We start from the raw sequence: 12,377 nt of genomic DNA on the forward strand, positions 1-12,377 counted from the left end.
GCCCGATGAAGACCGATCCGCTCGCCACCCCCGTCCTGTTCATCGACGACGAGTTGGCGATGCGCGTGTCGGTGACGCAATGGCTGCAGCTGGCCGGCTTCGCCGCGCAGGGCTTCGAGACGCCGCAGCCGGCGCTCGACCTGCTGACGCCCGACTTTCCCGGCGTGCTGGTCACCGACGTGCGGATGCCGCGGATGGACGGCATGGCGGTTCTGGAACGGGCGCTGGAGCGTGACGCCGACCTTCCGGTGATCCTGGTGACCGGCCATGGCGACGTGGCGCTGGCGGTGGAGGCGATGCGGCGCGGCGCCTACGACTTCATCGAAAAGCCCTTCGAACCCGACCATCTGGTCGCCGTCATCCGCCGCGCGGCGGAGAAGCGCCGGCTGGTGCTGGAAAATCGCGGCCTACGCCGCCGCGCGGCCGGTGGCGGTGGGATCGACTCCAAGCTGATCGGCACTTCCCCCGCCATCGCCGAACTGCGGCGCGACCTGATCGACCTCGCCGCCACCAGTGCCAGCGTGCTGATCCATGGCGAGACCGGCACGGGCAAGGAGCTGGTCGCCCGCTGCCTGCATGATTTCGGCCCCAGGGGGGCGAAAGGTGCCTTCGTCGCCGTCAATTGCGGCGCCATCCCCGACAGCATGGCGGAAAGCGAGCTGTTCGGGCATGAACCCGGCGCCTTCACCGGCGCCACCCAGCGCCGCGCCGGCAAGCTGGAACATTCCAGCGGCGGTACCCTGTTCCTCGACGAGATCGAGAGCATGCCGCTGGCCATCCAGGTCAAACTGCTGCGTGCCCTGCAGGAACGCACCATCGAACGGCTGGGCTCCAACAAACAGGTTCCGGTCGATCTGCGGTTGGTGGCGGCGACCAAGATCGACCTGCTCGACCTCAGCGAGGAAGGGCGGTTCCGCGCCGACCTCTATTACCGCCTCAATGTGGCGGAGCTGCACATCCCGCCGCTGCGGACGCGGACGGAGGACATTCCGCTGCTGTTCGACTATTTCACCGCGGAGTTTGCCACCCGCCATGGCCGCGAGCCGCGCCCGCTGGAACCGGCCGACATCGACGCGCTGCTGGCCCATGACTGGCCCGGCAATGTGCGGGAACTGCGCAATCTGGCCGAACGCCATGTCCTGTCCGTCGGGCGCAGCGGCGTCGCCGGCCTGCTGCGCCGCCGCACCCTCGGCGGAGAGGCGGCGGCGTCACCGCGGGCGCTCGCCGATCAGGTCGACGCCTTCGAGAAACGGGTGATCGAACAGGCGCTGGACCGCTGCAAGGGCGACATCAAGTCGGTGATGGACCTGCTGGACATCCCGCGCCGCACCCTGAACGAGAAGATGGCCCGCCACGGGCTGGACCGCACACGCTTCCTGCCGAAGGGGTGATGGCGAGGCGTCCCGTCACCAATGCCGCACGTGGCGGCCGGTGCGCAGGCGGGCCATTTCGACGGTTGTTTCCGCCGGTTCCGCCGGCTTGCGCAGATCCTTCACCACGGCCAGCAGGGCGCCATCGCGTTCGACCTCCGCCACCGTCGGGCCGGCCATCAGTTCGTCGCAATCCTCCTGCGTCGGCGCGATGAAGAAGTCCGCCTTGTGCCAGTCGGTGACCCAGCGCATGTTGGCCGGCGCCAGCTTTTCAAAGGCCAGCGGCTCGGCGCAGACGGCGACGCTGTAGGTCTTGTGATGGTGGGTGCGCGCCTCCTCGGCGGCGATCACGTCCGACAGATCCTCGACCGCTTCCGGCAGGCTGTTGACCCAGTAATCGACATCGTACTTGCGCACCGCGCCGGCGACGCCGCCGACCAGCTCGTTGAAATAGACATATTCGTCCGGATGCAGCGACTCCAGGACCGTCGCCTCGCGGCCCAGCACCAGCGCCAGCGCCACACCGGCCAGCGCCGCCGCCGACAGCCCCCGTCCGGTCCGCTGCGACACGCCGAACCGCCAGGCCCCGGCCCAGCCGAGCAGCCGGTCCAGCCCGATGCCGCCCAGCACCGCCAGCGGCGGCAGCACGAACAGGAAATGGCGGATCGCCGTATAGCCCGGCGCATGGGTGACGGTGAACCAGGCGATCGGGAACAGCGCCGCCAGCGCCACCAGCCCGCAGCCGACCGCGCGGACCCGACCGTCGTCACCCGCCAGCCGGTCGCGATACATCATCACCGGCAGCGCCAGCAACCCCAGCGCCGCCCCGCCCAGCATCACCAGCGGCAGCTTGACCCCCAGATACCAGACCAGATAGCTGCGCGGCACCTCGTACATCCAATATTCGGTGCCGCCCAGCATGGTGCGGATCGGGTAATGGAAATGCGAGAAGTCGGCCAGCGCCCGCAACGGGTTCAGCGGCTCCAGCACCGCCCAGGGCCAGAAGACCGCCATCAGCCCATAGGCGACCGGCAGCGCCGGCAGCAGCCGCAAGCCCCCCTGGCCGGCATCGCGCAGCCGCGCGGCGGAGACTCCGCCCACCACCACCCAGCCCGCCAGCGCCGCCGCCGCATAGCCGGCCACCAGCAGCGCCCCGACCCGGATGCCCAGCGCCAGCCCGACGACGGCGCCGAATCCCAGAACCGTCCCCCAGCGGGGCCGCGGCATCTGCCCGACCAGCCGGATCAGCATCGCCACCGCCGCCATCATCAGCACGGCGAAGGGCACGTCCTTGGTGTGGTTGAACAGCCCGCCATACCAGGGACCGCACAGTGCCAGCAGCGCCCCGGCCAGGAATCCGGCCCGCGGTCCGGCGACCCGGCGGCCGACGCCCCAGACCACCGCGATCCCCGCCACCCCGATCAGGGCGCACAACAGGTGCCGCGTCTCGTAGGGGTCGAAGGGCAGCAGCGGCGCCAGCGCCACCGCCGCCATGTCGAACAGCCCGCCATAGAGACAGAGGTTCTTGTAGGTGAAGGCCGAATCGTCGGTGAAGCCGCTGCGGTACCAGTCGATCAGCTTGGCGCCGTAGACATGCTGCACCTCCTCGTCGTTGGAGATGCCGTATTGCCGGAAGGTGACGGCGACCAGCACGATCAGGGCCAGCAATCCCAGCGCCGCGGCAATATCCCACGGCTCGCCGGTCAGCCGGCGCAAAACGCTGCTCTTCCCCTTCACGCCCGGCTCCCCGCTTCCCGTCCGCAAGCCACCCCTGGCCGATCTGCAGAAAGCATCGGTCATCCCAACTTGTCATGTGAAATCTCTGACATGACCGTGGATGCGCAGACGCTCCTCAAGACGCGACATAAAGTACGCTTTAGCTGATTGACGTTGACTTCCCCCCTGTGCCCATGGCGAAATCATTGGCGCAGGGGATTGTCCATGACCGAACGGGATCGGGTGTATGGCGTGACGGAGCTGGCGGCGGAGTTCGACCTCACGCCGCAGGCGTTGCGCTTTTACGAGGAAAAGGGGCTGCTGGCGCCGCAACGGGCCGGGGGGCGGCGGGTGTTCACCTACCGCGACCGTGCCCGGCTGATGCTGATTCTCAAATTCCGACGGGTCGGCTTCTCGCTGGAACAGATCGCCGAATACCTTGCCCATTACCGCTCCGGCCGGCCCAGCGCCGGGCAATACCGCGACGGCCTGCGCAAGATCCGCGCCCGCCTGACCGAGCTTGAGCGCATGCAGGCGGAAATCGCCGAGGTGATCCTTGAGCTGAAGACGATGGAGGCCGATGCCGAACGGCGGCTGGCCGCCTGCCTGCCCGACGACGACCCAATGCAGACCGTGCCCACACAGAAGAGAAATGAACCGGGAGTGAAACGATGCTGCGCGGAATGATGATGAATGGCCCGCTGCTGGTGACGTCGATCCTGCGTCACGCGGCGCTCTACCATGCCGACACCGAAATCGTGTCGCGCACCACGGAGGGGCCGATCCACCGCTACACCTACGCCGACGCCTGGGTCCGCGCCCAGAAGCTGGCCAACGCGCTGGCGGCACTGGGGATGCAGCCGGGCGACCGCATCGGCACGCTGGCCTGGAACGGCTACCGCCATCTGGAATGCTATTACGGCATCGGCGGCTCGGGCATGGTCTGCCACACCATCAATCCGCGCCTGTTCCCGGAACAGATCGCCTACATCGTCAACCACGCCGAAGACCGGCTGCTGTTCACCGACCTCACCTTTGTGCCGCTGCTGGAGGGCATCGCCCACGAGCTGACCGGGCTGAAGGGCATCGTCGTGATGACCGACCGGGCCAACATGCCGGCCTCCAGCCTGCCCAACCTGCTGTGCTACGAGGATCTGCTGGCAGAGCAGCCCGACAGCTTCGACTGGCCGGAGTTGGACGAGAACACCGCCTGCGGCATGTGCTACACCTCCGGCACCACCGGCAACCCGAAGGGTGTGCTGTACAGCCACCGCTCCTCCTACCTGCATGCCATGGCCGCCTGCATGCCGGACGTGTTCGGCCTGTCGGCGTCGGACGTCGTGCTGCCGGTGGTGCCGATGTTCCACGTCAACGCCTGGGGCGTGCCCTATGCCGCGCCGATGGTCGGCGCCAAGCTGGTCTTTCCAGGCGGCAAGCTGGACGGCGCCAGCCTGTACGAACTGTTCGAAAGCGAAAAGGTCACCAACACCGCCGGCGTCCCGACCGTGTGGCTGGCCCTGCTGAACTGGCTGGACGCCAACAGGAAGAAACTCACGACCATGCGCCGCATCGCCATCGGCGGCTCCGCCTGTCCGCCGGTGATGATCCAGCGCTTCCAGGAGATGGGCGTGGAGGTTCTGCATGCCTGGGGCATGACGGAGACCAGCCCGCTCGGCCTCGCCAACATGCCGAAGGGCAAGCATCGCGGACTGGACGCCGACGCGGCGCTGGCGCTCGCCTCCAAGCAGGGTCGGCCGATCTGCGGCGTGCAGTTCCGCGTGGTCGACGGCAACGGCAACGACGTGGCGCGCGACGGCACCAGCTTCGGCCGGCTGCTGGTGCGCGGGCCCACCGTCTGCTCCGGCTATTTCGGCGTGACGGAAAGCCCCGCCCACCAGACGGTGCCGGGCTGGTTCGAAACCGGCGACGTGGTGACGATGGACGCCGACGGCTATGTCCAGATCGTCGACCGCACCAAGGACGTCATCAAGTCCGGTGGCGAATGGATCAGCTCCATCGACCTGGAGAACATCGCCGTCGGCCATCCGGGCGTGCAGGAAGCAGCCGCCGTCGCCGTCCCCGACGAGAAATGGGGGGAGCGCCCGGTGCTGGTCATCGTCCGCAAGCCGGACTCCACCCTGACCCGCGAGGAACTGCTGGCGGTCTTCGACGGCAAGGTGGCGAAATGGTGCATCCCCGACGACGTCCGCTTCGTCGACAGCCTGCCCCACACCGCCACCGGCAAGCTGCTGAAAAGCGAGATCCGCCACATGCTGACCAGCCTGGACGGGGTGTGATCCAAAAAGAAAACGGGCCGGACGGCATGAACCGTCCGGCCCAGTGTCCTCGCGGGAGTGGCGAGGACGACGCACCCGAGGGAGGAGCGCGCAACCAAGGTCAATCTACAGGCTGACGAAAGAGGCGACTTGTTCGTCTGCGCCACACTCTCAGCAATTTCACGCCATCGAGGCTGTTTCAGCGCTCCGACCGCACCCGCGCCACGGCGTCGCGCCAGCCGCCATAGAGGCGGTCGCGCTTGCCCTGCTCCATCCGCGGTTCGAACCGACGCTCGCTGCGCCAGGCGTCGGACACCGAGTCCAAACCGTCGAACACACCGACCCGCAGCGCCGCGAGGCAGGCGGCACCCAGCGCCGTGGTCTCGATCACCTTCGGCCGTTCGACCGGCATGTTCAGCAGGTCGGCCAGGAACTGGCAGAGCCAGTCGTTGGCCGCCATGCCGCCGTCGATGCGCAGCGCGTTGATGGTGCCGCCCCAATCGCCGGCCATCGCCTCCATCAGGTCGCGGGTCTGAAAGGCCACCGCCTCCAGCGCCGCGCGGGCGATATGGGCGGGGCCGACATCCAGCGTCATGCCGAAGATCGCGGCGCGGGAATCCGAATCCCAGTGCGGGGCGCCCAGTCCGACGAAGGCCGGGACGAAATAGACGCCGTGGCTGTCGGGCACGCGGGTCGCCATGTCGTCGGTCTGGCTGGCGTGGGTGATGATGCCGATGCCATCGCGCAGCCACTTGATCGCCGCGCCCGCCACGAAGATCGAGCCTTCCTGCGCGTAGGATGTCTTGCTGTTCAGCCGATAGGCGACGGTGGTCAGCAGCCGGTTCTTCGACACCACCGGCGTCTCACCGGTGTTGATCAGCGCGAAGCAGCCGGTGCCGTAGGTCGATTTGGCCATGCCCGGCATCAGGCAGGCCTGCCCGAAGGCCGCCGCCTGCTGGTCGCCCGCCACGCCGGCGATGGGGACCGGCCGGCCGAGCAGTTCCGGCTCGGTAGCGCCGAAATCGTCGGAGCTGTCCAGCACGCGCGGCAGCATGGCGCGCGGCACCCGGAACAGCGCCAGCAGTTCGTCGTCCCAATCCTGGGTATGGATGTCGAACAGCATGGTGCGCGAGGCGTTGGTCGCGTCGGTCGCATGCACCTGCCGCCCGGTCAGGTGATAGATCAGGAAACTGTCGATGGTGCCGAAGCACAGCTCGCCACGTTCGGCCCGCGCCCGGGCGCCCGGCACATGGTCGAGGATCCAGGCGATCTTGGTGGCGGAGAAATAGGCGTCGATCAGCAGGCCGGTCTTTGACCGCACCAGCTCGGCATGGCCGGCGGCGACCAGATCGTGGCAGAGCGGCGCGGTGCGGCGGTCCTGCCAGACGATGGCGCGGTGGATCGGCTCGCCGGTGGCGCGATCCCACACCACGGCGGTCTCGCGCTGGTTGGTGATGCCGATGGCGGCGATGGACGCGACATCGACCCCGGCCTTCTCCACCGCCTCGCGCGCCACGGTACGGACGTCGCGCAGGATGTCGGCCGGGTCATGCTCCACCCAGCCGTCGCCGGGGTAATGCTGAGGAAACTCGCGCCGCGCCTCGGCCAGCGGAGTCCCCCTGCCATCGAACAGGATCGCCCGCGACGAGGTGGTGCCCTGGTCGATGGCGAGGATATGGCTGGCCTTGCTCATGGAAGCGTTCCCTCGTGATTTCTTGGGCTTCCTCCCTCTCCCCCCGGGGAGAGGGTCGGGGTGAGGGGGATGCATAACGTGATTTTTCAAGGAATGCGGAGCGGCTTCAACTATCGAAAGACACGCTGTGCATCCCCCTCACCCTAACCCTCTCCCCGGGGGGGAGAGGGGATATTCAGGGAAACAAAAAATCGGGGCGGCGTCCTGCCTTTGAAAGAAGGGCCGCCGCCCCAGGGTCACCTCCGGCGCAACCAGGATGGATACCGGAGGGGCGAACCCGTCACCGCAACCCGGATCAGCGGGCGCGGCCTTCCTTCCAGGCCTTCAGCAGGTCGTCATAGGCAACGGTCTCGCCCTTCGGCTTCTCGTTGGCCAGCTTCGGCTTCGGCGCGCCCGGCTTGTCGAACCAGACCTTGGCGTCCTCCGGCTTGTTCAGCTGCGGGGCGCACTCGCCGCCGATCTTGGCGCGCTCCATGCGGGCCATGACCTGCTCCATCTGGTCGGCCAGATTGTCCATCGCCTGCTGCGGGGTGCGCTCACCCGTGACCGCCTCGGCGATGTTCTGCCACCACAGCGGGGCCAGCTTCGGATAGTCCGGCACGTTGGTGCCGGTCGGCGTCCAGGCGACGCGGGCCGGGCTGCGGTAGAACTCGACCAGACCACCCAGCTGCGGCGCGACCTTGGTCATCGCCTCGGACTGGATGTCGCTTTCGCGGATCGGCGTCAGGCCGACCAGCGTCTTCTTCAGCGACGCGGTCTTCGACACGGTGAACTGGGCATAGAGCCAGGCGGCCTTGCGGCGTTCCAGCGGCGTGGACTTCAGCAGCGTCCAGGAGCCGACGTCCTGGTAACCCAGCTTCATGCCCTCTTCCCAGTAGGGGCCATGCGGCGAGGGGGCCATGCGCCACTTCGGCGAACCATCCTCGTTGACGACCGGCAGGCCCTTCTTGGTCATGTCGGCGGTGAAGGCGGTGTACCAGAAGATCTGCTGCGCGACCGCACCCTGGGCCGGCACCGGGCCGGCTTCGGAGAAGGTCATGCCGGCGGCTTCCGGCGGCGCATACTTCTTCAGCCAGTCGATGTACTTGGTCAGCGAATAGACGGCGGCCGGGCCGTTCGTGTCGCCGCCGCGCTTGACCGAGGCGCCGGCCGGGCGGCAGCCCTCGACGCGGATGCCCCATTCGTCCACCGGCTTGCCGTTCGGCAGGCCCTTGTCGCCGGCGCCGGCCATCGACAGCCAGGCATCGGTGAAGCGCCAGCCGAGCGACGGGTCCTTCTTGCCGTAATCCATGTGGCCGTAGACGCGGACGCCGTCGATCTCCTTCACGTCGTTGGTGAAGAAGTCGGCGATGTCCTCGTAGGCCGACCAGTCGAGCGGCACGCCGAGATCATAGCCGTACTTGGCCTTGAACTTCTCCTTCAGGTCCGGACGGGCGAACCAGTCGGCGCGGAACCAGTAGAGGTTGGCGAACTGCTGGTCGGGCAGCTGGTAGAGCTTGCCGTCCGGACCGGTGGTGAAGCTGGTGCCGATGAAGTCCTTCACGTCCAGCGTCGGCAGGGTGACGTCCTTGCCCTCGCCGGCCATGAAGTCGGACAGGGCGACGGCCTGACCATAGCGGACGTGGGTGCCGATCAGGTCGCTGTCGTTGACGTAGGCGTCATAGACGTTGCGGCCCGACTGCATCTGCGTCTGCAGCTTCTCGATGACGTCGCCTTCCTGGATCAGGTCGTGCTTCAGCTTGATGCCCGTAAGCTCGCTGAACAGCTTGGCAAGCGTCTTCGATTCGAACTCGTGCGTCGTCAGCGTCTCGGAGACGACGTTGATCTCCATGCCCTTGTACGGCTCGGCCGCCTTCACGAACCATTCCAGTTCCTTCATCTGCTCGTCCTTGGAGAGCGTGGAGGGCTGGAGTTCCTCGATGATGCGCTTGGCGACGGCTTCCTGGTCCGGCGTCATGGCGGCGGACGGGGCCGCAGAGGCCATCGCCAGCAGAACGCCGATGCCGCCGGCCATCACGGCCCCGGTCAGGCGGCGCCGCAGAGTCTGGTGCTGAAGCATGCTTCCTCCCACTTGATCGACTTGGTGTCGGGTTGACGTTTCGTATTGCTCTTACCGGCGGAACAGCCGCTCACTTCGTCATCCGCCGCCTCGGCAACGGTGACGGAACCCTTGAAAACTCTGGTTTCCCCTCAGCCGAAGCGGATCACCAGCGCGATCCAGACCAGCGCGACCGCGGAGGCGCCCCACAGCGACGCGTCGGTCGCGGCGAGCCAACCCAGATGGATGAAGGCGCTGCCGAGCAGACCGATGAACAGGCGGTCGCCGCGGGTGGTGCGCATCGGCAGGAAGCCCTTGGCCTCCACCGTCGGCGACACCACCTCCCAAACCGTCATGCCGGCCAGCATCAGGGCGATGCAGAGGAAGAAGATCGCGGTCGGCGTGGTCCACGCCATCCAGTCCATATCCATGACGCGAGCCCTCCCTTAGACGCGGCCCAGGGCAAAGCCCTTGGCGATGTAGTTGCGGACGAACCAGATCACCAGCGCGCCCGGCAGGATGGTCAGCACGCCGGCGGCGGCCAGCAGGCCCCAGTCCATGCCCGACGCGCTGACGGTGCGGGTCATGGTCGCGGCGATCGGCTTGGCATCGACCGAGGTCAGCGTGCGGGCCAGCAGCAGCTCGACCCAGCTGAACATGAAGCAGAAGAAGGCGGTGACGCCGACGCCGGCCCGGATCATCGGCAGGAACACCGTGCCGAAGAAGCGCGGGAAGCTGTAGCCGTCGATGTAGGCCATCTCGTCGATCTCGCGCGGCACGCCGGACATGAAGCCCTCCAGGATCCAGACCGCCAGCGGCACGTTGAACAGGCAATGGGCCAGCGCCACCGCGATGTGCGTGTCGAACAGCCCGACCGTCTGGTACAGCTGGAAGAAGGGCAGCAGGAACACTGCCGGCGGTGCCATCTTGTTGGTCAGCAGCCAGAAGAAGACGTGCTTGTCGCCGATGAAGCGGTAGCGCGAGAAGGCGTAGGCCGCGGGCAGCGCCACCGTCAGCGAGATGATGGTGTTCAGCGTCACATAATAGATCGAGTTGATGTAGCCGCTGTACCAGCTGGGATCGGTGAAAATGACGGCGTAATTGCGCAGCGTCGGGTTGTGCGGATACAGCGTCAGGCCCGACAGGATCTCCTCGTTCGTCTTGAAGGACATGTTGACCATCCAGTAGATGGGCAGCATGAGGAAGATGATGTAGCAGACCAGAACGATCGTCCTGTTCGAAACCCGCGCCGAGGAGCGGCGGATGTTGGCCGGCGCCGCCAGCGCACCGGGAGCGAGAACCGCAGCCTTGCTCATTTCTTCTCTCCCTCTCCGGTGCGGGTGATGATCGTGTAGAAGATGAAACTGAACAGCAGCACGATCAGGAAGTAGACGATGGAGAAGGCCGCCGCCTTGCCGATGTCGAACTGCCCCACCGCCATCTGCGTCAGATACTGGCTGAGGAAGGTGGTGGAGTTGCCGGGGCCGCCGCCGGTCAGCACGAAGGGCTCGGTGTAGATCATGAAGCTGTCCATGAAGCGCAGCAGCACCGCGATGATCAGGACGCCGCGCATCTTCGGCAGCTGGATGTAACGGAACACCGCCCATTTCGACGCGCCGTCGATCTTGGCCGCCTGATAGAAGGCCGGCGGGATCGACTGCAGGCCGGCGTAGCACAGCAGGGCCACAAGGCTGGTCCAGTGCCAGACGTCCATCACCAGCACGGTGATCCAGGCATGGGCCGAGTTGTTGGTGTAGTTGTAGTCGATGCCGAGGGCGCGGAAGGTGGCGCCCAGCAGACCGATGTCACCGCGCCCGAAGATCTGCCAGATGGTGCCGACCACGTTGAAGGGGATCAGCAGCGGCAGGGCCAGCAGCACCAGCGTCAGCGACGTCTTGGCGCTGCGACCGCCGGGCATGCCGAGCGCGATCAGGATGCCCAAGGGGATCTCGATCAGCAGCACCGCCAGCGAATAGATGATCTGACGGACCAGCGCGTCGTGCAACCGGTCGTCCTTCAGCACCGCCTCGAACCATTCGGTGCCGACGAAGAAGGTCTGGCCGGGGCCGAAGATCTCCTGCACCGAATAATTGACCACCGTCATCAGCGGGATCACCGCGCTGAAGGCGACGATCAGAAAGACCGGGATGATCAGGAACCAAGCCCGGTTGTCCTGGACCTTATCCATGGCTCATGGCTCCTTCAACCGACCAGATGGCTGTCGCGGTAGAGCTTGGTCCACCGGTTGGGGAAACGGATGGCGGCGTCCAGCGCCGGGATTTCCTGATCCTCGCTCAGCCGCGCCTTCAGCGTATGGTTGCCCAGCCGCACCGTCGCCAGCTTGGAGGTACCGAGGTCGTCGACGCCGGTGACCTGCACCGGGATGGCGCCTGCGCTGCCGCTGCGGGTCAACTCCAGGAATTCCGGCCGGATGCCCAGTTCGAACTTGCCCCCCACCGCAGGCACGGCGCGGTCGGGCAGCGGGATGGCGATGCCATCGACCAGCGCATGGTCGTTGCCCAGCGTGCAGGGCATCAGGTTGATGCCGGGGCTGCCGATGAAATAGCCGACGAAGGTGTGCTCAGGGTTCTCGAACAGCTCCTGCGGGGTGCCGAGCTGGACCATGGCGCCCTCGTACATCACCGCGACCTTGTCGGCGAAGGTCAGCGCCTCCACCTGGTCGTGGGTCACGTAGATCATGGTCAGGCGGTATTCCTCATGGATCTGGCGCAGCTTGCGCCGCAGGATCCACTTGGTGTGCGGGTCGATGACGGTCAGCGGCTCGTCGAACAGGATGGCCGCCACGTCGGAGCGCACGAGGCCCCGGCCCATCGAGATCTTCTGCTTGGCGTCCGGCGTCAGCCGCTGGGCGCGCTTCTTCAGATCGTCGGTCAGGTCCAGCGCCTCCGCCACCTGCCGCACGCGGCGGTCGACATCCGCGGCCGGAACCTTGCGGTTGCGCAGCGGGAAGGCGAGGTTCTCGTACACCGTCATGGTGTCGTAGATGACCGGGAACTGGAACACCTGGGCGATGTTGCGCTCTTCCGGGGTGCAGCGGGTGACGTCCAGCCCGTCGAACAGCACCCGTCCCTCGCTGGGCACCAGCAGGCCGGAGATGATGTTCAGCAGCGTGGACTTGCCGCAGCCCGACGGCCCCAGCAGCGCATAGGCCTTGCCGTCCTCCCACTCCTGCGACAGGCGGCGGAGCGCATAATCCTCCGGCTTGCTGGGGTGCGGGTGATAGGAGTGGCCGAGATTGTCGAATTGGATGGTCGCCATCGCTC

10 protein-coding genes are annotated in these 12,377 nt (G+C 66.8%); 3 read left to right on the plus strand and 7 right to left on the minus strand.

What is annotated here, in order from left to right:
• The first annotated feature begins 5 nt into the window (after positions 1–5).
• Positions 6–1,391: a sigma-54-dependent transcriptional regulator gene (locus tag FZ938_RS27040; RefSeq protein ID WP_149201373.1), complete on the plus strand. Its 1,386-nt coding sequence runs from the start codon at positions 6–8 to the stop codon at positions 1,389–1,391.
• A 15-nt stretch (positions 1,392–1,406) separates the two neighbouring features.
• On the opposite strand, the gene FZ938_RS27045 is transcribed toward FZ938_RS27040, so the two are convergent.
• On the minus strand, positions 1,407–3,107 hold the full coding sequence (locus FZ938_RS27045) for a glycosyltransferase family 39 protein (protein ID WP_174757418.1): 1,701 nt from the start codon (positions 3,105–3,107) through the stop codon (positions 1,407–1,409).
• 204 nt (positions 3,108–3,311) lie between these two features.
• On the opposite strand from FZ938_RS27045, the gene FZ938_RS27050 reads away from it, so the two are divergent.
• Entirely contained in the window at positions 3,312–3,773 is a 462-nt protein-coding gene (locus FZ938_RS27050) for a MerR family transcriptional regulator (protein ID WP_149201375.1), read from the plus strand.
• Entirely contained in the window at positions 3,758–5,383 is a 1,626-nt protein-coding gene (locus FZ938_RS27055) for a 3-(methylthio)propionyl-CoA ligase (RefSeq protein WP_149201376.1), read from the plus strand. Before FZ938_RS27050 ends, FZ938_RS27055 begins: the two co-directional genes overlap by 16 nt.
• A 178-nt stretch (positions 5,384–5,561) precedes the next feature.
• Here FZ938_RS27055 and glpK read toward each other — a convergent pair whose 3' ends face one another.
• The 6 genes from glpK to FZ938_RS27085 all read right to left on the minus strand — a co-directional run bounded on the left by glpK (position 5,562) and on the right by FZ938_RS27085 (position 12,372).
• On the minus strand, positions 5,562–7,055 hold the full coding sequence (glpK, locus tag FZ938_RS27060) for a glycerol kinase GlpK (protein WP_149201377.1): 1,494 nt from the start codon (positions 7,053–7,055) through the stop codon (positions 5,562–5,564).
• 295 nt (positions 7,056–7,350) lie between these two features.
• A complete protein-coding gene (locus tag FZ938_RS27065; RefSeq protein WP_149201378.1) occupies positions 7,351–9,114 on the minus strand; it encodes an ABC transporter substrate-binding protein in 1,764 nt (587 codons plus the stop codon).
• Between the two features lie 131 nt (positions 9,115–9,245).
• On the minus strand, positions 9,246–9,524 hold the full coding sequence (locus FZ938_RS27070; protein WP_244592272.1) for a DUF2160 domain-containing protein: 279 nt from the start codon (positions 9,522–9,524) through the stop codon (positions 9,246–9,248).
• Between the two features lie 15 nt (positions 9,525–9,539).
• Positions 9,540–10,409, minus strand: coding sequence for a carbohydrate ABC transporter permease (locus tag FZ938_RS27075; protein ID WP_174757420.1), 870 nt, complete (start codon positions 10,407–10,409; stop codon positions 9,540–9,542).
• The gene (locus FZ938_RS27080) at positions 10,406–11,281 is read right to left on the minus strand and encodes a carbohydrate ABC transporter permease (RefSeq protein ID WP_149201379.1); all 876 of its coding nucleotides are present in this window, start codon (positions 11,279–11,281) and stop codon (positions 10,406–10,408) included. The genes FZ938_RS27075 and FZ938_RS27080 overlap by 4 nt, the downstream gene beginning before the upstream one ends.
• 14 nt (positions 11,282–11,295) lie before the next feature.
• Entirely contained in the window at positions 11,296–12,372 is a 1,077-nt protein-coding gene (locus FZ938_RS27085; protein ID WP_149201380.1) for an ABC transporter ATP-binding protein, read from the minus strand.
• Positions 12,373–12,377 lie beyond the last annotated feature (5 nt).

Source organism: Azospirillum oryzae (assembly GCF_008364795.1).
Taxonomy (GTDB): Bacteria; Pseudomonadota; Alphaproteobacteria; order Azospirillales; family Azospirillaceae; genus Azospirillum; species Azospirillum oryzae.

Coding starts and splice junctions, on each gene's coding strand:
- FZ938_RS27065 (WP_149201378.1), bottom strand. CDS start 9,114: ATGCTTCAGCACCAGACTCTGCGGCGCCGCCTGACCGGGGCCGTGATG.
- glpK (WP_149201377.1), bottom strand. CDS start 7,055: ATGAGCAAGGCCAGCCATATCCTCGCCATCGACCAGGGCACCACCTCG.
- FZ938_RS27080 (WP_149201379.1), bottom strand. CDS start 11,281: ATGGATAAGGTCCAGGACAACCGGGCTTGGTTCCTGATCATCCCGGTC.
- FZ938_RS27040 (WP_149201373.1), top strand. CDS start 6: ATGAAGACCGATCCGCTCGCCACCCCCGTCCTGTTCATCGACGACGAG.
- FZ938_RS27070 (WP_244592272.1), bottom strand. CDS start 9,524: ATGGATATGGACTGGATGGCGTGGACCACGCCGACCGCGATCTTCTTC.
- FZ938_RS27050 (WP_149201375.1), top strand. CDS start 3,312: ATGACCGAACGGGATCGGGTGTATGGCGTGACGGAGCTGGCGGCGGAG.
- FZ938_RS27075 (WP_174757420.1), bottom strand. CDS start 10,409: ATGAGCAAGGCTGCGGTTCTCGCTCCCGGTGCGCTGGCGGCGCCGGCC.
- FZ938_RS27055 (WP_149201376.1), top strand. CDS start 3,758: ATGCTGCGCGGAATGATGATGAATGGCCCGCTGCTGGTGACGTCGATC.
- FZ938_RS27085 (WP_149201380.1), bottom strand. CDS start 12,372: ATGGCGACCATCCAATTCGACAATCTCGGCCACTCCTATCACCCGCAC.